A 25032-nucleotide genomic window follows, 5' to 3' on the forward strand; every position below is an offset into this window, starting at 1 on the left:
CCTCCGATCAATCGTCAGTCCATCGTGTAGTACCAGAACCGCGTGTATTCGTCGGCTGGTACGATGGCGTGGACCTTGTCGCTCATACCCCAGGTCAGGAACTGCTGGTGCAGCATGATCTTGCCGACCTCGTCGCGATGCAGCTTCATCACCTCGGAGATCATCTCCTGGCGCTTCTCGGTGTCGTATTCGGTACCGATCTGCGGGATCAGCTCGTCGACGCGGGCGTTGGAATAGCCTTTCGGGTTCCAGGCGCCGAGGTCGCCGGTGGGTGTGTGGAAGGTCGCCGAGATGATGTTGTAGGCGTCCAGCGTCGGCAGGCCGGCCCAGCCGAGCATGTAGAAAGAGTATTTGCCGGCCGGCAGTTCTGTGTCGAACTGCACGGGCGGGTGCATCGTCAGCTGCGCCTTGATGCCGACCTTGGCGAGCATGGCGACAGTTGCCTGGCAGATCTGCTCGTCATTGATGAACGAACCGGCCGGGCAATCCATCGGCAAGGTGAAGCCGTCGGCATAACCCGCTTCCTTGAGCAGTGCCTTTGACGCCTCGATATCAAAGGGGAAGCGGACGTCGAGGCTGGCGTCGTAGAAGGGCAGCTGCGGCGCCATCATGATCGCCGACGGGCGGCTGTTGTCGCGCATGATCGAGCGTTTGATGCCGTCGATGTCGATGGCCTGGTAGATCGCCTTGCGGACGCGCACGTCGGCGAGCGGGTTGGAATCGAGGCCGGGCAAGGTCTTGGACTGCTGGTCCATGCCGTAAAAGATGTTGCGCAGATGCGGCGCGCGCATGATCTGCATTCCGGGTGTTCCCTCGATGCGCGCGACGTCCTGCGGCGGCGCGTTGCGGATGAAGTCGACCTCGCCGGAGAGCAGGGCCGCGACGCGCGTGGCATTGTTGGCGATTGGCGTGTAGACGATCTCGTCGATGTTGTGCTCGCGCTTGTCCCACCATTTTTCGTTGGCGACGAAGACGGTCTTCACGTCGGGCTCGCGGCTGGCGACCTTGAACGGTCCGGTGCCGATCCCTTGCGTGATCATCGCGCCGCCGGTGTTGGTCGACAGGTCGAGCGGCTTCTGGGCGCCGATCGATTCCTGGAATTCCTTGTCGAGGATGTACCAGCCGGCGAAATCGTTGAGCAGCAGCGCGTATTTGCGCTTGAGCGTGATGTCGATGGTGTGGTCGTCGACCTTGGCGATCCCGGCGATCGGCTCGAGCAGGCCGGCGAAGGGCGAGCCCGGCGAACCTGCACGCTCATAGGAGAAGATCACGTCGTCGGCGGTGAACGGGTTGCCGTTGTGGAACTCCACGCCCTTGCGCAGGTGGAAGCGCCACTGGGTGTCGGACAGCGTTTCCCAGCTTTCGGCCAGGGCCGGCTCGATCTTGAGCTCCTTGTTCCAGCGGACAAGGCCTTCATAGACGTTGCCGATCAGGCTGAGCGTGAAATCCTCACGCGCCGCGTGAGGGTCCATCGAACTGATTTCCTGCGATTCAGCGAACCGCAGCGTCTTGGCTTCAGCCGTGCTGACGGCGAGGCCGGCGCAGGAGGCGAGGAGAAGGAGTTTCAGATAACGGTTCATCGGCTGTTCCCACACAGTTCTTGATTGTTGGACTTGTGTTGTCTCGTTCGGGCGTCGGCATGCCGATGGCCAGGGCGTCGAGCATGCCGAAAGGCGCCGCATCCATCGGGTTCGAGAACTGGTTCAACAAGGCTGTGTGGCCGGCGTGACAGGAACGAAACCGCGATCCTCTCATCCCCCGAGGTTCGGGGAATGCCCATTTCGATCCATTCTGATCTCGAGCACTTGTCACTTGGAGCCTAGCCTGTTGAGAGCCGACAGGAGGGATGATTTCACATCGAATACGCCTCGTCTACAGTGTTGTATGCGCAAAATGGCATAAATTGTATACAAACAATGCCTGAAATTTGAGCTGTCTGGCAGGGGCATGGGCGTGGCGAAACCAGCGCCGTCGCAACCGGCGACGCTATCGAAATAGAAGGCCATGTTCAGACCGCGGCAGCGCCATCCTTGGGGCGGCTGTTCTGCCGTCAGAGCGTCGTGCCGCCCTGGTGGATGAAACAGGCGGCGGATGTGCCGCCGGCATCGGCGAGCCGGGGCAGTTCGCTGCGGCAGCGGTCTCCGGCCTTGGGGCAGCGCGGATTGAAGGCGCAGCCTCCCGGCCAGCTGCCCAGGCGCGGCATCGAGCCATCGATCTGGGCAAGCCGGTCGGCCTTGCGATTGAGCGACGGGATCGAGCCCATCAACCCGGCAGTATAGGGGTGGCGTGGCCGGTGGATGACCTCGTCGACCGGTCCGATCTCGACGACGCGGCCGGCATACATCACCGCGACCCGGTCGGCGGTCTCGGCGATGACGCCCATGTCGTGGGTGACAAGCATGATCGCGGTGCCACGGGTCGCCGCAAGTCGCTTCAACAGCCCGATGATCTGGGCCTGGACCGAAACGTCGAGTGCCGTCGTCGGCTCGTCGGCAATGATCAGCTCCGGCTCGCCGGCAAGCGCCAGTGCGATGACGATGCGTTGGCGCATGCCGCCCGAGAACTGGTGCGGATACTGGCTGAAGCGGTTTTCCGGATCGGCTATGCCGACCTCGCGCAGCAGCTGCAGCGCCTTGGCGCGTGCCGTCTCGGCATTGCCCGGATGATGCGCGCGGATGGTTTCTGTCAACTGGCGTCCGACGGTGAACAACGGGTCGAGGCTGGTCAGCGGGTCCTGGAAAATCGCGCCGATGTGGCGGCCGCGCAGCTTGCGCTGTTCGGCCTGGGGCAGGTCGTCGATGCGCTGGCCGGAGAGATGGACGGTGCCGCCCGATATGCGCCCGGGCGGCTGCAGCAGCCCGATCAGGGCGCTTCCGGTCAGCGACTTGCCGGCGCCGGATTCGCCGACGACGCCGAGGATTTCGCCCTGGCCGATGCTGAAGGAAACGTCGTCGACGGCGACGAGCGAGCGTTGGCGCAGCGGAAACTCGATGCGCAGATTGTGTACATCGAGGACGGCGCCAGCTTGCGCCGCCGCTCCCGGATCAAAGGCCAGTCCAGTCATGGGAGCACCGCCATGCGTTCAAGGGTTGTGCCAAGGGAAAAGGCATGTTCCAAGCAGCAACTGTAGAGGATAGAATACATACCAAGTCCTCCCTATGCCCAATTCACCAGGTCAATTCACCAGGATCGTGACATGCTACGCGAGCCCCGCGCTTCGAAGACCGCCGTTTCGCCGAGCCAGAGCGGCAAGACCAAGAAGCGCGGCGGCCCGACCGACGAGCATATTCACGGCGAAATCTACGCGGCGATCATCAATCACCAGATCCGCCCGGCGACGCCCTTGCAGGAGGACGCGCTGGCGACTGCCTTCGGCGTCAGCCGCACTATCATCCGCAAGGTTTTGCAGCGGCTGTCGCACGAGAAGCTGGTCGACCTGATCCCCAACAAGGGCGCCTTCGTTGCCAAGCCTTCGATCGAGGAGGCGCGACAGGTGTTCGAAGCCAGGCGTGGGGTGGAATGCATCCTCGCGGAAAAACTCGCCTCGACGATCACCAGGGAAGACGTCGATCGGCTGACGGCTATGGTGAGCGCCGAGGCGGAGGCAGTCGAGCAAGACAGCAAACATAGGCGGCTGCAGCTCTCCGGGGATTTTCATCGTGAACTCGCCTCGCTTGCCGGAAACGAGGTGCTGCGCGACTTCGTGCACGAGCTGGTGTCGCGGACGTCGCTGATCATCGCGCTGTACGAATCGCCGGGTGCGGTGCCATGCTCGTACAGCGAGCACAAGGAGATCGTGGACGCCCTGAAGCGGCGGGAGGGCAAGAAAGCTGCGCAGTACATGGACCACCATCTCCGTCATATCGAGGCTCAGATCGACCTGTCCGACCACCCCGTGCGCGTCGACTTCAAGACGCTGTTCAAACCCTTGGCCTAACTGACCTTTCTCGTCGCGCCGGCGTTTGGAAGGCGCGTATCGGGCGCATAGCCGGCAAGCTTGCCGCGGTAGGTCTTGGGCAGCGGATAGGCGAGATCGCCGCGCTTGGACGTCTTCAGACCCATGCCGACAATAGCCTCGGCAAACTTGACGCCGGCAACGACGCCGTCGATGACAGGTACCTGCAGCCGGTCTTCGAGATAATGCGCAAGGTCGGCCATACCGGCGCAGCCGAGCACGATTGCTTCGGAGCGGTCTTCGGACAGCGCCCTCTCGCACTCGGCAAGGATGATCGCGCGGGCGTTCGATTCCGGCTTCTCCAGCTCCAGCACCGGCACGTCGGTGGCGCGCACGCGGCGGCAATGATGCTGCATGCCGTAGTTGCGGACCAGCTGTTCGGCGATGATGCGCGTGCGTTCGAGCGTCGTCACCACTGAAAAGCCGGTGGCGACGAAGCTTGCCGCGTGCATGGCGGCTTCTGCAATGCCGAACACCGGTGCGCCTGTTATCTCGCGCGCCGCAAGCAGGCCAGGATCGCCGAAGCAGGCGATGATGTAGGCGTCGGCGGTCGGCTCATCCATGATCTCGTCGACGAGACCGATGATGCTCATCGCCTCGTCGTAGTGGCCTTCGATCGAGGCGGCGCCGGAGCGGGAGGTCACCGCCAGAATCTCGGTTCCAGGTGCTGCAACCGCCCGCGCCGCATCGCCGATGAGGTCGGTCATCGACTGGGTGGTGTTGGGATTGATGAGCTTGATTCTCATGCGATCCTCTGAAGCCGCTGGCCTCGCCGGGTGTCGGTAGTTCCCAGCCTAAAATTGTATACTATCATGTATTCGTATTGGATGTAATTTGCTGTTGTCAACATGGCGTCAGGCGATTTTACGGGACAGGTGACAAAGAGCGCCCGCCAAGCGCGAGATCCGGTGGAGTCAGTTCGGCTGCCAATTGCCGAGATGCTGCGAGTGACGGCACAAGCATTTGAAGGGTTTAGGATTTTGCTGCGCTGCAGCGGGCAGGAGCTCAAAGCCGAACAAGGCATGGCTTTCGGAGAAGCCAGCGCATCAGGAAAACGCGATAATTGTATACATTTTGGAAAATGCAGGTCCAGGGGAGAACAGGCCTAGAAACCGCAGGCAAGGCATTCCTCGCCGTTCCTGTAGCGATATTCGGCTTTCCAATAGTGCGGGTCGTTGACCACGGCATATTCCACATCGCCTGATATGGCGTATTTCTTCCTGAACGGACGCGCCAGCATGACGAACAGTCGACAGCCCGGTGGCCAGTCGCCGACCGAGAGAATACTGTTTCCCCTTGATAGCTCCGACATCAGGATCGCCTGCAAGGGCGACGCCATCCGGGGGAGGTCGGGCATAGGTATGCTCCAGTGATTGTCGAGTGACGCGGGCGACGAACACCATCTGGCGGTTTTGCTTGTCGGGAAGGAGGGTAAAGCGTTGCGCCAAGCGCCTGCAAGCTACTGCGGCAGAGCGCTGGCTTTTCTGGTCTCGCGAGGGAGCTCGCCGAACTCGTGCCGGTACTCGGCGGCGAAGCGGCCGAAATGGGTGAAGCCCCACTTCAGCGCGACGTCGGTGACGCTGGCTTCGCCCGCCACGAGGTCGAAACGGGCACGGCGCATGCGTTCGCGGGTCAGGGCACGGATGGGTGAGATGCCGAAGGCGTTGCGGTAAGCCAGTTGCAAGGTCCTGGGGGCTACGCCGGCGGCCTCGGCGATCTCATGCAGCCCTATGGGGGCCGCGACATTGGCGCGGATGAATTCTTCCGCCCGCTTCAGGTGGCGGGGGGCTGCACCCGGCCTCCGCTCGTTGAAGAACAGGCTCATATTGTTGGGCTGGTTGCGCAGGAACAGTTCGAGCAGATGCTGCTCATGCAGCACATTGTGCAGGCCCGGCCCGTGAAGTGGTGCTTTGGCGTCGGCGGCATGGAACAGCGAGTTGGCCAGGCGCCGCCATGCCTGCATCTCGGGTCGGGAGAAATCGATCAGCGGATCGAAGATCAGCGGCCCCTGGATATCGCGGTCGAGCAGGCGCATGGCAAAGGCATGCAGCGGCGCCTTCCGCACCTGGACCAGCAACTGGGCGCAGCCCTGCCACCATTTCATCCTCGTCGCGAGGTCGGCGTTGAGGACGGAGGCTATGCTGCGGTCGGTCAGGAATTCGCGCTTGCCGTTGCGCACGGTGGCCGCGCCCGAGATCGGCATCTGGACCAGGTAGAAGTCGCCGAGTTCGCCCGGATCGATCAGCACGTCGGCGCCATAGCTGATGTAGTTCAGCGAGATCATCTCGCCGGGCGCATGATTGTGCGTGACGCCAAAAGCCTTCCTCTCACCGATGATGTCCAGTCGGTGATTGCAAAACTTCTGGGCGACCCGCTCCCTGGCGCAGTCGAGATCGTTCGACTGAAACAAGACATGGTCTGAAAGCGGTACCCTTCGGACGGACGCCTCTTCCATCAGCATTCGGGCAGACTAGCACCGATCCTTCGGCTGCCAATGAAAATGAGCGGCAGTAGGTCGCGCCGGCAGCATTTTTGCGCTTTCTGGATAGTCATCGCGCATTCCGGCTAGTGCTTTGGAGATACCCGCAGCAATCTCTGCGTGGAACAAATGAAAGGGTCGCCTCGGGTAGGCCCTTCGAAAGCAAAGGGAGCATCACATGAGCAATGAACTCGCCAAGGGCATCACGCGCCAGGGCACCGGCTATGCCGGCAAGACCTGGAACATCCTTGGACAGGTCTATTTCCCGAAGGCGGTGTGCGACGCCACCTTCGCCTTCGAGACCAACAGCGAGCCGGGCCAGTTCGTGCCCGTGCACATCCATCCGAACCAGGAGGAGTTCATCCTGGTGCAGGAAGGCGAGCTCGACCTCAAGCTCGACGGCGAATGGGTCAAGGCCAAGGCGGGCGATCTTGTGCGCATGCCCAGGGGCATTCCGCACGGCTACTTCAACAAGTCCGACAAGCCGACCAAAGCCCTGTTCTGGGTTTCGCCGGCTGGAATGCTGGAAGAACTGTTCAACCGGCTCGACAACCTCGCCGACCCGGCCGAGGTGGTGAAGGTCTCGGCTCAGCACGAGGTCAACTTCCTGCCGCCCGAAGCCAACGACTAAGGCTGCCAGATCCCAACCAGGGCATCTGCCTGACGCACGCGACAAGCATCGCGTGCGACGGCAGGCACATGTCCTGATGAACCGGAATCCTGGCGAACAAGGAACAACGACATGGTCGAGAAGAAGAAAGTCTGCGTCATTGGCGCCGGCGTGAGCGGGCTTGCGGCAGCACACGCCTTCAGGCAACGCGGTCATGACGTCGAGATCGTCGAGCGTGGCAACGATCTGGGCGGTGTCTGGGAACCATCGCGATCCTATCCCGATGTGCAGACGCAAAGCCCGAAGGATCTTTATCGCTACACCTCGATGCCGATGCCGGAGACCTATCCGGAATGGCCGAAAGGCACGCAGGTCCACGCCTATCTCAAGAGTTACGCCGAGCAGAACGGGCTCGTGCCGCTGATCCGCTACGGTACCAAGGTTGTTTCCATGCAGCGGCGCAATGGCGCCAAAGGCTGGGCCGTCGAACTGGAGTCCGGCGACGGCACGACGGTCACTGGGGATTTTGACTTCGTCGCCGTCTGCACCGGCAATTTCAGCGAGAAACGCGAGCTGGTGCATCCAGGTCAGGACGCGTTCGTCGCGGCCGGCGGCCAGGTGCTGCACTCGTCCGAATACACCGATCCGGCGACGGTGCGGGGCAAGCGGGTCATGGTGCTCGGCTTCTCCAAGTCGGCGACCGACATCGCCGTCAACGCCGTCAATTCCGGTGCTGCCGCAGTCACCATCGTCTATCTCGAGCCGGTCTGGCGCATTCCCTATTTCATCGGCGGCCTGATCAACTTCAAGCGCATCCTCTATGTCCGTGCCCAGGAGGTGATGTTCCCGAGCTGGAACCAGCCTCTGCTGGCGCGACTGGCGCATGCCATTGCCAAGCCGTTCGTCTGGGCCAACTGGCGCGGTCTGGAAAGCCTGCTTTCGCTGCAGCTCAAGCTGAAGAAGACCGGCCTGAGGCCAAAAGTGCCGATCGAGACCAGTATCAACTGCTCGGTGCCGATCGTGACGCCGGGCTTCTTCGACATGGTCGCCGACGGACGCATAAAGGCAATCCAGGGCACTATTGCTGCTTATGACGAGGACACGGTGATCCTGTCGGGCGGCGAGCGGGTCAAGGCCGACATGGCCATTCTCGCGGTCGGCTGGAAATCCGGGGTTCCGTTCCTGCCCGAGGAATACCGGCGCAAGCTTGTCGAGCCGGACGGGCAGTACCGGCTCTACCGTGTCATCGCCAACCCCGATTTGCCCGACATGGGTTTCGTCGGTTTCAACTCGTCGTTCTGCACGGTGCTCAGCGCCGAGCTCGCTGCCAACTGGCTGGTGCGCTACGCCGACGGCAAATTGGGCCGCCAGCCGACGCGCCAGGAGATGACCGACAACATCGAGATGATGCTGCGCTGGAAGCGCGACGAACGGCCGGCGGCGGGCGTCTATGGTGGCCTCTGCGTCGCGCCTTATCATTTCAAGCATTTCGACGAGCTTCTGGCCGACATCGGCGCAACCAAACGGCGGCGCAATGTCCTGGCCGAAAACTTCGCGCCGCCAAACGCCGATGCCTATGCGGGCTATCTCAACAGCGCGCCGGATTATCGGGCGGCGTAAAAGGACAACGCAAACAACTGTGCCAAGTCCGGCTGTCCGTCGGTCGATATTGCCAAGTGATATCAAGGAGTTCGGATGGTGGGCGTGACAGGGATTGAACCTGTGACCCCTGCAATGTCAATGCAGTGCTCTCCCGCTGAGCTACACGCCCATCCGATGGGGGCGGATACACCATTTTTGATCCGGCGCGTCAATAGCGTGTTTGGCGGAAAAATGCGCCGGATCATCAATTCCTTCAGCGGCGCCATCAATTCCCTTGGCGACGCTGGGGAAACGCCTAGGCGGCGTGGAGCATCTTCTCGACCTCGTTGACGAGATCGCGCAGATGGAAGGGCTTCGACAGCACTTTTGCGTCGCGTGGCGCCTTCGAATCAGGGTTCAGGGCGACTGCCGCAAAGCCGGTGATGAACATCACCTTGAGATCGGGGTCGATCTCGGTTGCGCGGCGCGCCAGTTCGATGCCGTCCATTTCCGGCATGACGATGTCGGTCAGAAGCAGCGAAAAGGGTTCCTCGCGCAGCCGCTCGTAAGCGCTCGCGCCATTGTCGAAGTCACTTACCTGGTAACCTGCGCGTTCCAGCGCCTTGACCAGGAAGCGACGCATATCGTCGTCGTCTTCTGCCAGAAGAATGCGTGCCATAAGTATCCCGTCCGAATCAGCGGTCGAAGCCGCCCCCCAGCAGGGGCTTCGTTAACCATCTTGTATATGAGTCCTGGACGGTAAACATCAAGTGAATGACGTGTCAGCAGACTGACGCAAAGGCATAATAAGAGCCGACTTTCCACCGCCTGAACGACTGGACACTGGCCGCCGCAGGTGGCACTTTCGATGGATGAGTGAGTGCATTTCGCAGGTCCATCAGGAAAGATGACGCCAGCCGAAGATTTCGCCGAGCTGCCGCCGTTCGAAGTCCGGACGAGTGCCGAGCAGCGTGTGCCGTTCGTGTTCAATTCGCCACACAGCGGACGTTGTTATCCCGACCGGTTTCTGGCCATGTCCAGGCTCGACGCCATCGCGATCAGGCGCTCGGAGGACTGCTATGTCGACGAACTGTTCGGCGCGGCCGTCGCCTTGGGCGCTCCGATGCTGACCGCGCACTTCCCACGCGCCTATCTCGATGTGAACCGCGAGCCGTGGGAACTCGATCCCCGGATGTTCGCCGAGCCGGTGCCGCCTTTCGCCAATGTCCGCTCGGCGCGCGTCGCCGGAGGGCTGGGCACGGTGCCGAAGCTGGTGGGCGAGGGGCTGGATATCTATCCCGGCCGGCTGCCGCTGTCGGAGGCGATCGGGCGAATCGAATCCGTCTACAAGCCCTATCATGAGACGCTGAAGCGGCTGGTCACCCGGACCCATGCCCGGTTTGGCTATGCCGTGCTCGTCGACTGCCATTCGATGCCGGCGTCGGTCCGCCTCGGCGACAATGGCACACGGCCTGATTTCATCGTCGGTGACCGTTTCGGCACCTCTGCTGCATCTGCTCTGTCAGAGCGGGCAATCGGGCTGCTGGCGGCCATGGGTTATGCTGTGGCGCACAATAAACCTTACGCCGGCGGCTTTATCACCGAACACTACGGCCGCCCGGCCCGGAAGCTTCACGCGCTGCAGATCGAGATCAATCGCGGGCTCTATATGGACGAACGAACGTTCAAGAAATCCGCTGGATTTTATGCGCTTGCCGACGATCTGGCCCGGTTTTCCGGGGATCTCATGGCAATACCAGACTATCATTTCCTCGACCTGCCATTGGCCGCAGAGTAGCCGCCTGAGGCCGGTGGTTAAAAAAAGACCGCTCCGGAGAGCGGTCGAAGTCTAGGGAGGAAACGCCCAAGGAGGGCATGGACAGGAGAACTGTCCGAAGTCGAGATTATTGTGCGCTGCACAAAAGTCAAGGCGCCTTTGGGCTTTTTAATTCACGGTGATGTGGTTATTGCCGAGCGGGGTCGTGGCGTGTCATCCACGCCACAGTTGGAGATGGGGTGAATGATGGTCGACGCCGGGTTCATGCGACGGATCGCAACTGCAGCAGCAGCCGAGACGCTGCCGCGTTTTCGCCGCCTCGAGGCGGTGGAAAACAAACTGGCCAGTGGTTTCGATCCGGTCACCGAGGCTGACCAGGAGGCCGAACGTGCCGTTCGCGCGCTGATCAACGCCGAATTTCCCGATCATGGCATCCTCGGCGAGGAGCATGGCAGCGAAAACCTCGGCAACAGCCATGTCTGGGTGATCGACCCGATCGACGGCACGCGCGCCTTCATTTCCGGCCTGCCGGTGTGGGGCACCTTGGTCGGGCTAACCGTCGAGGGCGATGCGGTTGCCGGCCTGATGTCGCAGCCATTCACTGGCGAGCTGTTTTATGCCGACGGCAAGGGTTCGCATTATGAGGGCCCGGGCGGGCCGCGCAAGCTTGCCGTGCGCAAGACAACGTCGCTCGGCAATGCGACGATGTTCACCACCACGCCTGCCCTGTTCAAGGGCGAGATGCGCAAACGCTACGACCATCTGGAAACCCAGGTCCAACTCGCGCGCTACGGCACCGATTGCTACGCCTTCGCCATGGTTGCGGCGGGCCAGGTCGATATCGTCGTCGATCCGGGGCTCAAGCCCTACGACATCGTGGCGCTGATCCCCATTATCGAGCAGGCCGGTGGCATCGTCACGACCTTCGATGGCGGCCCGGCGGAAAATGGTGGCGACATCATCGCGGCGGCAACGCCCGAGCTGCATGCTGCGGCCTTGAAGGTGCTGATGGGCTGAAGCAGGCTATTCGACCATCACGGGCGTTCCCGGCACAAAAGCGCTGAACGCCGCGAGCAGTTGCTCGCGGTAAATGTCGACTTCCTGCAGGATCTCGTGGCGGGCGCCATCGATGGTCAGCATTGAGGCAACACGGCATCCGTGGACATATTGCTCGACGTCGCGCGTCGAGACCACCTGGTCGGCGCCGGCCGTGACAATCAGCATCGGCACCTTGAGCGAGGCCATGAAGGCCGGGTCGCGCACTGTTTCCGAGGCCGTCGCAGCCGCCCGTAGCCAGGCGATCGTCGGTCCGCCGACGGAGAGTTCGGGGTAGGTCTCGTAGAGCAGGATGTTGCGGCGATAGCGACGTTCGTCGCTGGTCAGCTTGTTGACAGCAAAGGGCGTGCCTTCGCGCGGCCGCGGGCCCCAGGCGGCGTAGAGCCTGCCGAGGCCGATCCAGCACAGCAGCGTCGTGATGCGCCTGATCGCCGACATCGAGAACGGCGCGCCGACGACCGACAGGAACGGCGCCACCAGCACCATGCGCTGAACGCGGTTGATCATCGTCGGTGCGGCGAGAAGGGCGATCAAGGCACCGCTCGAATGGGCAAGGATGAAGAACGGGCCGCGGCAGTCGGGCAAGACGATCTGCTCGAAGAAGGCCTCGAGATCCCTGACATAGTGGTCGAATGTCTTGACGTGGCCGCGGTGACGGTCGCGCAGCAGCCGCTCGGATGCACCCTGGCCACGCCAGTCGAAGATGGCGACGGCATGGCCGCGTACTGACAAATCGCGAATGGTCTCGAAATACTTCTCGATACACTCGTTGCGGCCCGGCAGCAGAATCACCGTGCCCTTGAACGGGTGCGAAGTCGCGCGAAACAGGCCATAACGCAACTGCTTGCCGTCATGCGCGTTGAAGTGGCCGACGGTTGCCCGCTCGGGTACCGGATTGCCGGGGATTTCGTGGAATACGTCCGTCATCAGCGCTCGGCTTGGCACTCGCTGCCGTGGGATCTGGCGATACGAGGGTGATAGAAAGCCGCACCGAGAAAATCAAAGGAAATCCGTGCGAAGCGGAAACGCCAATCGGAATCGAATGAGGCCGAAGGCAGCTTGCGGGTTGCCTTCGGCCTCTGTCGTTCCGGGAGGAAGGGACGTTGCAACCCGGTTCGGCTTCGTCGGCGGCATTCTGTGGTGCCGCCTGTTCTTGAACTTGGGTGCACTCTAGGCCGGCCGACCTGAACGGATACCGAAGGGGCGGTTCATCTTCGGTTCATCCTGGCGGCGGTGAAAAAGCTCTCGCAAAGATGTCTTGAAATGGCTTTGGGCGCCCCCCAAATGTCTCCTGCGGCGCCCAATATCGGGGCCGCTGATCACCGCCGGGACGCCAGAATGGGTTTCGGCACAGGTCATGCGCAAACCTTGTTGCTCACTGGAGAACACCCATGCGTCACGTTGATTTTTCCTCGCTCCACCGCTCGACTGTCGGCTTCGACCGTCTGTTCAACATGCTTGATGGCCTTGGCCAGCCCGACGGCGGTACCACCTATCCGCCCTACAACATCGAGCGCACCGGCGAGGACGCCTACCGCATCAGCATGGCGGTCGCAGGCTTCTCGGAAACCGAGATTTCGATCGAAGCCCATCGCAATGTGCTGACGGTCAAGGGCGAGCGCGCCAATGAAAGCGCCGGCGAAGGTTCGGAGTTGCTCTATCGCGGCATCGCCTCGCGTGCCTTCGAGCGGCGCTTCCAGCTTGCCGACCATGTAGAGGTCGTCGGCGCGACCCTCAAGAACGGCCTGCTTCACATCGATCTCAAGCGCAACATTCCTGAAGAGCACAAGCCTCGCAAGATCGAGATCTCCGCTGCTCCAGCGAAGGCCAAGCAGATCGAGGCCAACACTGTCAACTAAGACTGCTCCTCCCAAGCAGCAAAGGCGGCGCCTCCAGCGCCGCCTTTTTGTTGTCCGCTATCCGTAACTGCGCCTAACGCAGCAGTTCGCTGAACCGGCCGATGTCGTCTGAGGTGGTGGCGAAGGAGGTGACGAAGCGAAAGAGCGCCTCGTCATCGCTGATCTGCCCGGCGAGCGACGTCGGGGTCGGCCAGGCGTAGAAGGCGGCACCGGTGCCTTGCGCCTTTTCGGCGACGTCCTTCCTGACGATGGCGAAGACCTCGTTGGCCTCAGGCTGCCAACCGAGGCGGGCGACGGACGAGCTTTCGATTGCCCGGGCAAGGCTGGCCGACATCGCATTGGCGTGACGCGCCGTCTCCAGCCACAGGCCGCCGTCGAAATAGGCGTCGAATTGCGCCGAGATGAAACGCGCTTTGGAGAACAGCTGGGCCGAACGCTTGCGCAGGAAGGCCATTTCCCTGGCGCGGTCGAGATCGAACATGACGATCGCCTCGGCGCACCAGCAGCCGTTCTTGGTGCCGCCGAAGGAGATGATGTCGACGCCGCGTTTCCAGGTCATTTCCGCCGGCGAGACGTCGAGAGACACCAGCGCATTGGCAAAGCGGGCGCCATCCATGTGCAGCGGCAGCGCATGCTTGCGGGCGACGGCGGAGACGGCCGCGATATGGTCGAGACGATAGATGGTGCCGACCTCGGTCGCCTGGGTGATGGAAATCGCAGCCGGGCGTCCGCCGTGGACGTTTTCGGAGGCGTAGCGGCCGATCGCTCGCTCGAGATTGCCGATGTCCATGCGCCCGAGCGTTCCATCGACCGGGCAGAGCCGCGAACCATGGGAAAAATACTCAGGCGCGCCGCATTCATCCTCGAGAATGTGCGCCTCGCGGTGGGCAAAGGAAATGCCACCCGGCTTGCCGTATGCGGCGAGCGAAAGCGAATTAGCCGCGGTGCCTGTGGCGACGAAGAACACCGCCACCTCGCGCTCGAAAACTTCTGAGAACCGTGCATAGACCGCCTTGTCGAGCTCGCCGTCGCCATAGGCGCGGCTGAAGCCCGCAGCACTGGCATGCAGTCTCTCGGAAACCTTGGGGTGAGCGCCGGCCCAATTGTCTGATGCGAAGAACATTTTCGTCGGTCCGTAATATGGCTGCGGGAGACTGCGTGGCAGGGTAGGCGCGAGCTAGACCGGATTTGCCGATCTTCGGCAAGTGCGGGGTCCAGAAATCGATTGAGGCAGGAAAAGTGCTGTTTTGACCGGGTGTTCAAAAATTACGCCATGCGACGGTTTGACGTAATTTTCGGTCTTTGCAGAGGCGGAAAATTCGTGAATCGGTCTTGTGCGTATTCAAGAATTCTGTCATAAAAAATTTAGGACAGCAGTGCTGTCTTATTTATCTGCCCAATACGAACCGGATTTGGCGTATGATGACGCTGCGTCCGGCTTCCGCTGCGGGCTAGGGTCAGGGCTGAGGTCGGAGCAATCCGTTCACGTCTGTCCCGACTGCGGTTTAGCGCCGACGAACGGCGCTGTGCCGCTGCATATCGAGCATATCTGATGGTGAACGGATCGGCATACTGCCGTCCCAAGGCAAACTGCCCGGATCGGGCTGGAATGGAGATAGACGATGACGGAGTTGACGCCATCTGTGACGACGGGTTTTGTGCCGGCCGCGCAGACGAAAGCGGCCAACAATAAAACCGATCATCTCCGAACCACCACCGGCTATGCAGCGCATGGCCTCTACGATCCGCGCAACGAACATGACGCCTGCGGCGTCGGCTTCATCGCCCAGATGAAGGGCATCAAGTCGCACCAGATCGTCAAGGACGGTCTGTTCATGCTCGAAAATCTGACGCATCGCGGCGCCGTCGGCGCCGATCCGCTGATGGGCGATGGCGCCGGTGTCCTGGTGCAGATCCCCGATCGGTTCTTCCGCGAGGAGATGGCCAAGCAGGACATCGATCTGCCGGCACCCGGCCAGTATGGCGTCGGCCACTGGTTCATGCCGCAGGATGCTGCGACGCGCGAACATGTCATGGACATCATCCGCGAGTCGGCGCAGTCGGAAGGTTTGCCGCTGATCGGCTTCCGCGACGTGCCGGTCGACAACGCCTCGTTGTCGAAGGCACCTGATATCGCGGCTTCCGAGCCGTTCCATTGCCAGGTGTTCATCGGGCGCACGCCCGAAGTCGACGACGATGAGGAGTATGAGGCGCGCCTCTATTTGCTGCGCAAGGTCATTTCCGGCCGCATCTATGCCGAGCACAACAATAAGGACATCGGCGCCTATTGCGTGTCGCTGTCGGCGCGCACCATTGTCTACAAGGGCATGTTCCTGGCCTTCCAGGTCGGCGCTTATTACAAGGACCTTTCCGATCCGCGCTTCGAGACGGCGCTGATCCTCGTCCACCAGCGCTTCTCGACCAACACCTTCCCGTCATGGAAGCTGGCGCACCCCTACCGCATGGTCGCCCACAACGGGGAAATCAATACGGTGCGCGGCAACAACAACTGGATGGCGGCGCGCCAGGCCTCGGTCGACAGCGAGTTGTTCGGCAACAACATCTCCAAGCTCTGGCCGATCTCCTATGAGGGGCAGTCGGATACGGCGTGCTTCGACAACGCGCTCGAGTTCCTGTTCCAGGGCGGCTATACGCTGGCGCATGCCATGATGATGCTGATCCCGGAAGCCTGGGCCGGCAACAAGTCGATGGATGCCGACCGCAAGGCCTTTTACGAATATCACGCGGCCCTGATGGAGCCGTGGGACGGTCCGGCTGCGGTGTGCTTCACCGACGGCCGCCAGATCGGTGCCACGCTCGACCGCAACGGCCTGCGTCCCGCCCGCTACATGGTCACCGACGACGATCGGGTCATCCTGGCGTCCGAAGCCGGCGTGCTGCCGGTTGACGAAAAGAGAATCATCAAGAAGTGGCGTCTGCAGCCCGGCAAGATGCTGCTCATCGACCTGGTCAAGGGCCGCATCATTTCGGACGAGGAGATCAAGTCCGAGATCGCGACCAAGCACCCCTACACGAAGTGGCTGTCCAACACCCAGCTGATCCTCGAGGAACTGAAGCCGGTCGAACCGCGCGCGTTGCGCAAGGACGTCTCGCTGCTCGATCGCCAGCAGGCCTTCGGCTACAGCCAGGAAGACACCAAGCTCCTGATGTCGCCGATGGCGACGACGGGCCAGGAAGCAGTCGGCTCGATGGGCACCGACACGCCGATCTCGGCGATGTCGGACAAGTCGAAGCTGCTCTACACCTACTTCAAGCAGAACTTCGCCCAGGTCACCAACCCGCCGATCGATCCGATCCGCGAGGAGCTGGTGATGAGCCTGGTCTCGTTTATCGGTCCACGCCCGAACATTCTCGACCTCGTCGGCACGTCGCGCCGCAAGCGTCTGGAAGTGCGTCAGCCGATCCTCACCAACGCCGACCTGGAGAAGATCCGCTCCATCGGCCACACCGAGGAAAGCTTCGACACCAAGACGATCGACGTCACCTATGCCGCATCGGAAGGTGCTGCCGGCATGCAGGGTGCGATCGAGCGTCTGTGCGAGCGCGCCGAGGCGGCGGTCGCGGGCCGCTACAACATCATCATCCTGTCCGATCGCCAGCTTGGTCCGGACCGCATCGCCATCCCGTCGCTGCTGGCGACGGCGGCCGTGCACCATCACCTTGTCCGCAAGGGCCTGCGCACCTCGGTCGGCCTTGTCGTCGAATCGGGCGAGCCGCGCGAGGTGCATCACTTCTGCTGCCTTGCCGGCTACGGCGCGGAGGCGATCAACCCGTATCTGGCCTTCGACACGCTGACCGACATGCACAAGCGGGGCGAGTTCCCGCCTGAAGTGGATGGCTCGGAGGTCGTCGGCCGCTACATCAAGTCGATCGGCAAGGGCATCCTCAAGGTGATGTCCAAGATGGGCATCTCCACCTACCAGTCCTATTGCGGCGCGCAGATCTTCGACGCCATCGGGCTGAAGACCGACTTCGTCGAGAAGTACTTCACCGGCACGGCGACCAACATCGAAGGCGTCGGGCTGGAAGAGGTGGCGACTGAGACCGTCAGCCGTCACGCCTCGGCCTTCGGCGAAGACCCGGTTCTGCGCAACGCGCTCGAAGTCGGCGGCGAGTACATGTATCGCATGCGCGGCGAAGCCCATGTGTGGACGCCTGACGCGGTTGCCTCGCTGCAGCACGCCGTGCGTTCGGGCTCGTGGGCGACCTTCAAGGAGTTCTCCGCGCAGATCGACAGCGAAACAGCACGTGCCCAGCAGATCCGCGGCATGTTCCGCATCAAGCTGGCCGAGGAGAGCGGGCGCAAGAAGGCCGCGCTCGACGACGTCATGCCGGCGGCCGAGATCGTCAAGCGTTTCTCGACCGGTGCCATGTCCTTCGGCTCGATCAGCCGCGAGGCGCACAGCACGCTTGCCGTTGCGATGAACAAGATCGGCGGCAAGTCGAACACCGGCGAGGGCGGCGAGGAGCCGGACCGCTACCTGCCGCTGCCCGGCGGCGGGGTGAACCCCGAGCGTTCGGCGATCAAGCAGGTGGCTTCCGGCCGCTTCGGCGTGACGACGGAGTATCTCGTCAACTCCGACATGATGCAGATCAAGGTGGCGCAGGGTGCCAAGCCCGGCGAGGGCGGCCAGTTGCCTGGTCACAAGGTCGATGCGACGATCGCCAAGACCCGCCACTCGACGCAGGGCGTGGGCCTTATCTCGCCGCCGCCGCACCATGACATCTATTCGATCGAAGACCTGGCGCAGCTGATCTACGACTTGAAGAACGTCAACCCGGCGGCCGACGTGTCGGTCAAGCTGGTGTCGGAAGTGGGCGTCGGCACGGTTGCGGCAGGTGTCGCCAAGGCGCGCGCCGACCACATCACGATATCAGGCTATGACGGCGGCACCGGTGCATCGCCGCTGACCTCGCTCAAGCATGCCGGCAGCCCATGGGAAATGGGCCTCGCCGAGACGCATCAGACGCTGGTGCTGAACGGCCTGCGTTCGCGTGTCGCGCTCCAGGTCGATGGCGGCCTGCGTACCGGCCGCGACGTCGTCGTCGGCGCTCTGCTGGGCGCCGACGAGTTTGGCTTCTCGACCGCGCCGCTGATCGCGGCGGGCTGCATCATGATGCGCAAGTGCCATCTAAACACCTGCCCGGTTGGCGTCGCCACCCAGGATCCGGTGCTGCGCAAACGCTTCAGGGGCACGCCCGAGCACGTCATCAACTACTTCTTCTACGTCGCTGAAGAGGTGCGCGAGCTGCTGGCCGAAATGGGTTACACTCATCTCGACCAGATCATCGGTGACGCCGACCTGCTGGAAAAGCGTGAGCTGATCAACCACTGGAAGTCGCGTGGCCTCGACTTCTCCAAGGTGTTCTACAAGCCCGATGCGCCGCGCGAAGCCGTCCACTGGACCGAGCGCCAGAAGCATCCGATCGACGACGTTCTCGACCGCAAGCTGATCGCCGAGGCGAAGGCGGCGCTCGAAACGCGCCAGCCGGTGAAGATCGAGGCAACCATCCGCAACGTCGACCGCTCAGCCGGTGCGATGCTGTCGGGTGAGGTCGCCAAGCGCTTCCGGCACAAGGGCCTGCGCGAGGACACCATCTCGGTGAAGCTGACCGGCACCGCCGGACAGTCCTTCGGTGCCTTCCTGGCCCGCGGTATCTCGTTCGAGCTGGTCGGCGACGGCAACGACTATGTCGGCAAGGGCCTGTCCGGCGGCCGCATCGTCATCCGCCCGTCGGATGACGCCCGGATCGTTGCCGAGGATTCAATCATTGTCGGCAACACCGTGCTTTACGGTGCGACCGAAGGCGAGTGCTACTTCCGCGGTGTCGCCGGCGAACGTTTCGCCGTCCGCAACTCGGGCGCCGTTACCGTCGTCGAAGGCGTGGGTGACCATGGCTGCGAATACATGACGGGCGGCGTGGTGGTGGTCATCGGCAAGACCGGCCGCAACTTCGCAGCCGGCATGTCGGGCGGCGTCGCCTATGTCCTCGATGAGGAAGGCGATTTCGCCGAGCGCTGCAACATGGCGATGGTCGAGCTCGAGCCGGTCCCCGAAGAGGACGACATGCTGGAGAAGCTGCACCATCACGGTGGCGACATCGCCCACAAGGGCCGCGTCGACGTCTCGGGCGACATGACACGCCATGACGAGGAGCGCCTGGTTCAGCTGATCTCGAACCATATGCACTACACCGGTTCGACCCGTGCCAAGCAGATCCTGGACGACTGGGCGAGCTACCGACCCAAATTCCGCAAGGTCATGCCGGTGGAGTACCGCCGCGCACTGATCGAGATGGAGCGCATGAGGATGGGCGTCGCGGCGGAGTAGTATGAATCATGAATCAGCTTGTGCCGAATCCCGTGGCGTCGCAGATCGAAGCGAGTCAGGTTCCAACTCTGTTAGGCAGAATACGCCCCCAATGGAGGGCAAAGAGCCTTATCGAACGGGTTCAAAAGCTGCTTGTTGCCGATCCAAGCAGTGCCTGCCAGCGCCTTTTTAATGCGGCCATTCATGATCTAAGAGAGAAGATCGTGGTGGCGGGGCTTGATATTGCGAAGGAGGCCGCACAGCAGCACAGGTTACCCCCTGTTGCTACAGCCGAAGATGTTGAAAATTACGCAACCTCAAAGATAATTGACTTAGCTTATAGGATGGGGTTGCTGTCTCGTGCCGACTGGCGGCGAGTTTCAAGGTGCTACGAGATACGACGAGATCTTGAGCATGAAGACGATGAATACGAAGCAGGTGTGGAGGATTGTGTATATATCTTTCAAACCTGTATTGAATCAATTCTCTCCAAAGATCCGATACATCTGCTAAAAGTTACGGATGTTAAGGAAATTGTAGAGAAGCCAAATCTTGCTACCCCAGACGATGCGTTGCTGGAAGATTTTGAGCATGCTCCTTCGACCAGGCAAGTCGAGATTCTTAAGTTTCTCGTTAGCAAGGCGCTAGATGCCAGTCAGCCAGACGTTGTTCAACAAAACGCGTACACGTTGTTGGGTTATGTCAAAGGCAGAGCGAGAAGCCAGTCGATAACGAGTATCGGTGAACACCTGCAGGAGAAGATTGGGCGCAACCTAGATACAAGGCATGCAAGAGTTGCCTATGCAGTTGGCGCCGCGCCGTATCTGCGCAAAGCTGCGAAGAAGCAGTTTTTTGAAGCATTCCTTGGCCAAATGAAGTCAGTCGGACATCGCTGGACGTCGCATGCTTACCATGGCGAACTTCTAAGGTCGTTCAAAGAAATCGGCGCGTTCGATTTTTGTCCCGAAGAAGTCCAAGGGGGAATTCTAACATGGCTCGTGAGGCTCTATATAGGAGAGTCAGGAGGAGTTACAAGCTATGGTAACGTTAGAAATGTGTACTACAGTAATTCTGGTGCGCCATTAGTTCGTGATATTATTGAGGAGCAGAAGGATATTCTCCGGAAGACTCTTCATGACTTGGCGAACGATAAAAATGTCAAAGCTGCGTGCGCTGATAAGCATGTCGCACGGCGTTTTGAAAATTTGCTCGATATCGTTGATGGCGAATGAGCATAGGTTGAGTGGATTAAGGCATGGGCAAGGTTACAGGTTTTCTCGAAATTGACCGGCAGGTGCACAAGTACCAGCCGGCATCCGACCGCATCCGGCACTTCCGCGAATTCACGCTGCCGATGTCGAACAAGGAAGTCGAAAAGCAGGCCGCGCGCTGCATGGATTGCGGCATTCCGTTCTGCCATGGCCCGACGGGCTGTCCGGTGCACAACCAGATCCCGGACTGGAACGACCTCGTCTACAATGGCGATTGGGACAACGCGATCCGCAACCTGCATTCGACCAACAACTTCCCCGAATTCACCGGTCGCATCTGCCCGGCACCTTGCGAGGAAGCCTGTACGCTGAACCTCGAGGACATTCCTGTCGCCATCAAGACCGTCGAGCAGGCGATCGCCGACAAGGCTTACGAGACCGGTTACATCAGGCCTTATCCGCCGGAGAAGAAGACCGGCAGACGCGTCGCAGTCATTGGTTCCGGCCCGGCCGGAATGGCCGCGGCGCAGCAGCTTGGCCGCGCCGGCCACGACGTGCATGTCTATGAGCGCGAGAGCCGTCCCGGCGGCCTGCTGCGTTTCGGCATTCCTGATTTCAAGATGGAGAAGCACTACATCGACCGTCGCGTCGAGCAGATGACGGGCGAAGGCGTGACCTTCCATTGCGGCGTCAATGTCGGCGTCGACAAGCCGGTGACCGAGCTCCTGGCCGAATACGATGCCGTGCTTTACTGCGGCGGCTCCGAAACGCCGCGTCCGGCGGGCATTCCCGGAGACGACCTTAAGGGCGTGCATGACGCGATGCCTTACCTCGTCCAGCAGAACAAGCGCGTCGGCGGCGAAGACATCCAGTCGGTTGCCTGGCAGTCGGAACCGATCGTCGCTGGTGGCCTGCATGTCGTCGTCGTCGGCGGCGGCGATACGGCGTCCGACTGCGTCGGCACCGCATTTCGCCAGGGTGCCGTGCGCGTCACCCAGCTCGACATTCGCCCGCAGCCGCCGGAGCGCGAGAACAAGCTCGCCGTGTGGCCCTATTGGGCGACCAAGATGCGCACCTCGTCCTCGCAGGCCGAAGGCGCGCAGCGCGAGTTCCAGGTGGCAACGCTGGAGTTCATCGGCGAAGAAGGCCAGCTGACCGGCGTGAAGTGCTGCGAAGTCGACGACAAGCGCAAGCCGATCCCGGGCACCGAGTTCGTCATCCGCGCCGATCTCGCCTTCATCGCCATCGGCTTCGCCGGGCCGCTCGCCGACGGTATGGTCAAGGAACTCGAGGGCAAGCTGGAGATCACCACCGACAGCCGCCGTTCGACCAATGTTGCCGCCAACGACCGCGACTACAAGACCAATGTGGACAAGCTCTATGTCGCCGGCGACGTGCGCCGCGGCCAGTCGCTTGTGGTCTGGGCGATCCGCGAAGGCCGCCAGGCCGCGCATTCGATAGATACCGACCTGATGGGGTCGAGCGTCCTGCCGCGTTAAGCTGGCCGGAACCAAGCAAACAAAAGGCGCCGCGAGGCGCCTTTTTCGTTTCCGGTCGACAACCTTAGCGCCTGATGATGGCGGTCGTCGTTTCGGTTCCTTGCGCTGCAGGCAGCGGCTTTGGCGGCCAGGAGAAGTCGTCGATGCGGCCGGCAGGTGCTGCGGGGGCGATGCCTTGCACGGCAAGCTTTTCGCCTGGAGAACGCGGGTCGGACGTGGCAGCCGTCTGGCCGCCGAGAAGCTCCGTGCCACCGTCGAGTTCCGGATCGGAGAGCGAGACCGGCACCGTCCGGTCGATGTTGACAGGCACGTTGAGTTCGCCGGGCGTCGCCTGCGGCAGGCTTGCCGGCACGACGGTTTCGGTACCTTGAGGCGTGATGCCGAGCAGCTTGTTCAGCGGCTTCTCGGCGAAGAAGGCGAGCTTGCGTTTGCCGGCGCGGGTGACGTTGATGCCGTCGTCGGCGCGCAGGCGCACCGGCTGGCCGTTGATGTCGGGGCCGCTGGTGACGAAGGCGCCGGCCTCGTCGACGAAGCCGTCCCAGACATCGACGAATTCGCTGCCTGCGGCTTCCGTTGCAGCACGGTAGATGTCGTTGAAGGCGAGCATGTCGGCGTTCATCTTCGACGACTTGAAGGCGGGCATGCCGACCCACAGGAACGGTACCTTGGTGTCGGCGATGGCCTTGGCCAGCTTGTCCGCGCGCGCCGTGTATTCCTTGGTCCACGCGCCGCTCATCGGTGGCTCGCGGGCGTCGGCGACCCGCATCTGCTGGCGGTCGTTGGAGCCCATCATGATGATGACGGCGGCAGGCTTTTCCTGCTCGATCAGCGCCTTGGCTTTCTCGGGCCAGTTGTAATAGTCCTCGCGGACGAGGCCCGACGAGCCGTTGGTCTTGTCGATGACCCTGATCTTGGCATTCTCGGCAAAGACCGTGCCCAGCCCCTCGGCAATGCCGCCGCCGAGGAAGTCGCCGATGACCAGCACGACACGCGCGTCAGCCAGCTTTTCGACCACCGGAACGGCCGGATCGGCAGCCCTGCCGACATTGCCGGCGGTTGCCTTTGGCTTGCGTGGCGTCTTGCGGATTTTCTTGCGCGGCTGCGGCTCGTCAATGATGAAGGGATCGACGCGCGGTTCGCGGCGCGGCATGAACAGGTCGCGCAGGGACCATTTGCGCAGAATGCCTTCCTGCGCCACGGCCGGCGTCGGCATTGTCGACGAAATGGCGGTCAAGGCGACCGCCACCGCAACCAGTGGCGTCGTCAGGCGCAACAGCGAAAACCGCGGACGACGCGTCAATGCCAATACAGCCTCCGGTTGCTAGTTACGCCGCAGGAACTTCAGCACTTCCATGCTCGGATGACCGTCCGGCGTCAAGCCCAGCTGTGCCTGGAATGCCTTGATTGCCGAGCGCGAACCCTCGCCGATCTTGCCGTCGCTCTTGCCGTCGTAATAGCCATGCGCCGACAGGCGCTTCTGCAACTCCTGCTTTTCCTGGAAGCTGAGCTTGGTAAACGGCCGCTTCCAGTCCTGCACCAGGCCACCATAGCCGGCGATCTCGTCGGCAAGAAGGCCGACGGCGAGCGCGTATTTGTCGGCGTTGTTGTAGCGCTTGATGACCGAGAAATTCTTGGTCATCAGGAAGGCCGGTCCGCCGCGGCCGTCCGGCACCTTGAGGGTGGCGACGTCGGAGCCGCGCTTGAAGGCCTTGCCGTTGGCGCGTTCGATGCCGAGCGATGCCCATTTGTCGAGCGTCAGCGATCCCGTCGGGAACTTCTGACCCGCGGGCAGCACCACTTCGTAACCCCAGGTCTTGCCGGCCTGCCAGCCGTTCTTCTTCAGAAGGTTGGCTGCGGTGGCGAGCGCGTCGGGCACGGAGTTCCAGATGTCACGCTTGCCATTGCCGTCGGCATCGACAGCGTAGGCCTGGTAGCTGGTCGGGATGAACTGGGTGTGGCCCATCGCGCCGGCCCAGGAGCCGACGAGATGACTTTCGTCGATGTCGCCGCGCTGCAGGATCTTCAGCGCCGCGATCAGCTGGGTGCGGGCGAACTTCGCCCGGCGCTGGTCGCCATAGGCGAGCGTCGCCAGCGAGCGCACGACATTGCGCATCACCTTGTCGTTCTTGAGAATCTCGCCGTAGTTCGATTCCATCGACCAGATGGCGAGCAGGATGTAGCGGTCGACGCCATACTTGGCCTCGATGCGGTCGAGCCAGGGTTTCCACTTGCGCGCCATCTCGCGACCGACAGCAATTGACTGGTCATGGACGCGATTGTCGAAATAGTCCCAGACGGGTGCGGTGAATTCGGGCTGAAAGCGGGCCTTTTCAAGTACTTCGGGGTCGGCCGAGGTCACGCCACGAAAGGCGCGGTCATAGGTCGAACCGGAAATCCCGTTGTCTGCGGCGACGGAGCGGAAGCTCGCCACCCAGCGCTGGAAACCGGCTTCGGCGGCCGCCGGGCCGGCCGGAAGCATCAATGCCAGCGAAAGGGCAGCGGCGCTCAGGAGGCCTTTGGCGGTCTTGCGAAGGGGCATTCTTTCCTCCTTGGAGAGATCAGAAACACGATTCATCGCCGATGCCGGTTATCAATCAGTTTACCATAGACCCCTTGGGGAACGAAAAGCGGGTTGAGGGATTGTCCACCTAGCTGTTCGGACAATCAAGATCG

Annotated in this window: 19 protein-coding genes and 1 tRNA gene; 9 read left to right on the plus strand and 11 right to left on the minus strand. The window is 61.9% G+C overall.

The features are described 5' to 3' along the window. Positions 1-14: 14 nt before the first annotated feature. Together SLT36_RS09325 and SLT36_RS09330 are read right to left on the minus strand one after the other, a co-directional pair. Positions 15-1580 carry an ABC transporter substrate-binding protein gene (locus SLT36_RS09325; RefSeq protein ID WP_432287025.1) on the minus strand — a complete coding sequence of 522 codons (1566 nt, stop codon included), beginning with the start codon at positions 1578-1580 and terminating at the stop codon, positions 15-17. 470 nt (positions 1581-2050) lie between these two features. Next, entirely contained in the window at positions 2051-3064 is a 1014-nt protein-coding gene (locus SLT36_RS09330) for an ABC transporter ATP-binding protein (protein WP_432287027.1), read from the minus strand. A 132-nt stretch (positions 3065-3196) separates the two neighbouring features. Here SLT36_RS09330 and SLT36_RS09335 point away from each other — a divergent pair, with 132 nt between their 5' ends. Continuing rightward, positions 3197-3937 (plus strand): GntR family transcriptional regulator, encoded by a 741-nt coding sequence (locus SLT36_RS09335; protein WP_432287028.1) that lies wholly within the window; start codon positions 3197-3199, stop codon positions 3935-3937. Here SLT36_RS09335 and SLT36_RS09340 read toward each other — a convergent pair. From SLT36_RS09340 to SLT36_RS09350, 3 genes are all read right to left on the minus strand, one after another. Further along, positions 3934-4701, minus strand: coding sequence for an aspartate/glutamate racemase family protein (locus tag SLT36_RS09340; RefSeq protein WP_432287029.1), 768 nt, complete (start codon positions 4699-4701; stop codon positions 3934-3936). The genes SLT36_RS09335 and SLT36_RS09340 overlap by 4 nt on opposite strands. Before the next feature lie 359 nt (positions 4702-5060). Next, positions 5061-5312, minus strand: a complete 252-nt coding sequence (locus tag SLT36_RS09345; protein WP_432287030.1) for a hypothetical protein — start codon at positions 5310-5312, stop codon at positions 5061-5063. A gap of 102 nt (positions 5313-5414) precedes the next feature. After that, positions 5415-6365: an AraC family transcriptional regulator gene (locus SLT36_RS09350; RefSeq protein WP_432287032.1), complete on the minus strand. Its 951-nt coding sequence runs from the start codon at positions 6363-6365 to the stop codon at positions 5415-5417. Between the two features lie 247 nt (positions 6366-6612). Here SLT36_RS09350 and SLT36_RS09355 point away from each other — a divergent pair, with 247 nt between their 5' ends. Both SLT36_RS09355 and SLT36_RS09360 read left to right on the plus strand, forming a co-directional pair. Beyond that, a complete protein-coding gene (locus tag SLT36_RS09355) occupies positions 6613-7065 on the plus strand; it encodes a cupin domain-containing protein (RefSeq protein WP_067958320.1) in 453 nt (150 codons plus the stop codon). Between the two features lie 111 nt (positions 7066-7176). Beyond that, on the plus strand, positions 7177-8664 hold the full coding sequence (locus SLT36_RS09360) for a flavin-containing monooxygenase (RefSeq protein ID WP_432287033.1): 1488 nt from the start codon (positions 7177-7179) through the stop codon (positions 8662-8664). Between the two features lie 76 nt (positions 8665-8740). On the opposite strand, the gene SLT36_RS09365 is transcribed toward SLT36_RS09360, so the two are convergent. Both SLT36_RS09365 and cpdR read right to left on the minus strand, forming a co-directional pair. Next, a tRNA-Val gene (locus SLT36_RS09365) sits at positions 8741-8815 on the minus strand. 126 nt (positions 8816-8941) lie between these two features. After that, positions 8942-9304 (minus strand): cell cycle two-component system response regulator CpdR, encoded by a 363-nt coding sequence (cpdR, locus tag SLT36_RS09370; protein ID WP_018429348.1) that lies wholly within the window; start codon positions 9302-9304, stop codon positions 8942-8944. A gap of 228 nt (positions 9305-9532) precedes the next feature. Here cpdR and SLT36_RS09375 point away from each other — a divergent pair, with 228 nt between their 5' ends. Together SLT36_RS09375 and hisN are read left to right on the plus strand one after the other, a co-directional pair. After that, on the plus strand, positions 9533-10423 hold the full coding sequence (locus tag SLT36_RS09375; protein ID WP_432287034.1) for an N-formylglutamate amidohydrolase: 891 nt from the start codon (positions 9533-9535) through the stop codon (positions 10421-10423). A gap of 222 nt (positions 10424-10645) precedes the next feature. After that, a complete protein-coding gene (gene hisN, locus SLT36_RS09380; RefSeq protein WP_432287035.1) occupies positions 10646-11419 on the plus strand; it encodes a histidinol-phosphatase in 774 nt (257 codons plus the stop codon). Between the two features lie 6 nt (positions 11420-11425). On the opposite strand, the gene SLT36_RS09385 is transcribed toward hisN, so the two are convergent. Continuing rightward, entirely contained in the window at positions 11426-12385 is a 960-nt protein-coding gene (locus SLT36_RS09385) for an alpha/beta fold hydrolase (RefSeq protein ID WP_432287036.1), read from the minus strand. Between the two features lie 464 nt (positions 12386-12849). Here SLT36_RS09385 and SLT36_RS09390 point away from each other — a divergent pair, with 464 nt between their 5' ends. Continuing rightward, positions 12850-13317: an Hsp20 family protein gene (locus SLT36_RS09390; RefSeq protein WP_154386971.1), complete on the plus strand. Its 468-nt coding sequence runs from the start codon at positions 12850-12852 to the stop codon at positions 13315-13317. A gap of 73 nt (positions 13318-13390) precedes the next feature. On the opposite strand, the gene SLT36_RS09395 is transcribed toward SLT36_RS09390, so the two are convergent. Further along, a complete protein-coding gene (locus tag SLT36_RS09395) occupies positions 13391-14440 on the minus strand; it encodes a threonine aldolase family protein (protein ID WP_432287037.1) in 1050 nt (349 codons plus the stop codon). A 499-nt stretch (positions 14441-14939) separates the two neighbouring features. On the opposite strand from SLT36_RS09395, the gene gltB reads away from it, so the two are divergent. From gltB to SLT36_RS09410, 3 genes are read left to right on the plus strand one after another with little or no spacing between them, the layout of a single operon-like run. Further along, positions 14940-19670: a glutamate synthase large subunit gene (gltB, locus tag SLT36_RS09400; RefSeq protein WP_432287038.1), complete on the plus strand. Its 4731-nt coding sequence runs from the start codon at positions 14940-14942 to the stop codon at positions 19668-19670. 8 nt (positions 19671-19678) lie between these two features. Further along, positions 19679-20881: a hypothetical protein gene (locus SLT36_RS09405; RefSeq protein WP_432287039.1), complete on the plus strand. Its 1203-nt coding sequence runs from the start codon at positions 19679-19681 to the stop codon at positions 20879-20881. 23 nt (positions 20882-20904) lie between these two features. Beyond that, on the plus strand, positions 20905-22359 hold the full coding sequence (locus SLT36_RS09410) for a glutamate synthase subunit beta (RefSeq protein ID WP_432287040.1): 1455 nt from the start codon (positions 20905-20907) through the stop codon (positions 22357-22359). Positions 22360-22423: 64 nt separating this feature from the next. Here SLT36_RS09410 and SLT36_RS09415 read toward each other — a convergent pair whose 3' ends face one another. Both SLT36_RS09415 and SLT36_RS09420 read right to left on the minus strand, forming a co-directional pair. Then, positions 22424-23665: an SGNH/GDSL hydrolase family protein gene (locus SLT36_RS09415; protein WP_432287041.1), complete on the minus strand. Its 1242-nt coding sequence runs from the start codon at positions 23663-23665 to the stop codon at positions 22424-22426. A gap of 15 nt (positions 23666-23680) precedes the next feature. Beyond that, positions 23681-24898 carry a lytic murein transglycosylase gene (locus SLT36_RS09420; RefSeq protein WP_432287043.1) on the minus strand — a complete coding sequence of 406 codons (1218 nt, stop codon included), beginning with the start codon at positions 24896-24898 and terminating at the stop codon, positions 23681-23683. Positions 24899-25032: the final 134 nt, after the last annotated feature.

Source organism: Aminobacter sp. BA135, from assembly GCF_050859125.1.
Classification (GTDB): Bacteria; Pseudomonadota; Alphaproteobacteria; order Rhizobiales; family Rhizobiaceae; genus Aminobacter; species Aminobacter ciceronei.

Bases quoted from the DNA above. Each gene is read 5' to 3' on its own strand.
- SLT36_RS09325 (WP_432287025.1), bottom strand. From the start codon at position 1,580: ATGAACCGTTATCTGAAACTCCTTCTCCTCGCCTCCTGCGCCGGCCTC.
- SLT36_RS09330 (WP_432287027.1), bottom strand. From the start codon at position 3,064: ATGACTGGACTGGCCTTTGATCCGGGAGCGGCGGCGCAAGCTGGCGCC.
- SLT36_RS09335 (WP_432287028.1), top strand. From the start codon at position 3,197: ATGCTACGCGAGCCCCGCGCTTCGAAGACCGCCGTTTCGCCGAGCCAG.
- SLT36_RS09340 (WP_432287029.1), bottom strand. From the start codon at position 4,701: ATGAGAATCAAGCTCATCAATCCCAACACCACCCAGTCGATGACCGAC.
- SLT36_RS09345 (WP_432287030.1), bottom strand. From the start codon at position 5,312: ATGCCCGACCTCCCCCGGATGGCGTCGCCCTTGCAGGCGATCCTGATG.
- SLT36_RS09355 (WP_067958320.1), top strand. From the start codon at position 6,613: ATGAGCAATGAACTCGCCAAGGGCATCACGCGCCAGGGCACCGGCTAT.
- SLT36_RS09360 (WP_432287033.1), top strand. From the start codon at position 7,177: ATGGTCGAGAAGAAGAAAGTCTGCGTCATTGGCGCCGGCGTGAGCGGG.
- cpdR (WP_018429348.1), bottom strand. From the start codon at position 9,304: ATGGCACGCATTCTTCTGGCAGAAGACGACGACGATATGCGTCGCTTC.
- SLT36_RS09375 (WP_432287034.1), top strand. From the start codon at position 9,533: ATGACGCCAGCCGAAGATTTCGCCGAGCTGCCGCCGTTCGAAGTCCGG.
- hisN (WP_432287035.1), top strand. From the start codon at position 10,646: ATGATGGTCGACGCCGGGTTCATGCGACGGATCGCAACTGCAGCAGCA.
- SLT36_RS09385 (WP_432287036.1), bottom strand. From the start codon at position 12,385: ATGACGGACGTATTCCACGAAATCCCCGGCAATCCGGTACCCGAGCGG.
- SLT36_RS09390 (WP_154386971.1), top strand. From the start codon at position 12,850: ATGCGTCACGTTGATTTTTCCTCGCTCCACCGCTCGACTGTCGGCTTC.
- SLT36_RS09395 (WP_432287037.1), bottom strand. From the start codon at position 14,440: ATGTTCTTCGCATCAGACAATTGGGCCGGCGCTCACCCCAAGGTTTCC.
- gltB (WP_432287038.1), top strand. From the start codon at position 14,940: ATGACGGAGTTGACGCCATCTGTGACGACGGGTTTTGTGCCGGCCGCG.
- SLT36_RS09405 (WP_432287039.1), top strand. From the start codon at position 19,679: ATGAATCAGCTTGTGCCGAATCCCGTGGCGTCGCAGATCGAAGCGAGT.
- SLT36_RS09410 (WP_432287040.1), top strand. From the start codon at position 20,905: ATGGGCAAGGTTACAGGTTTTCTCGAAATTGACCGGCAGGTGCACAAG.
- SLT36_RS09420 (WP_432287043.1), bottom strand. From the start codon at position 24,898: ATGCCCCTTCGCAAGACCGCCAAAGGCCTCCTGAGCGCCGCTGCCCTT.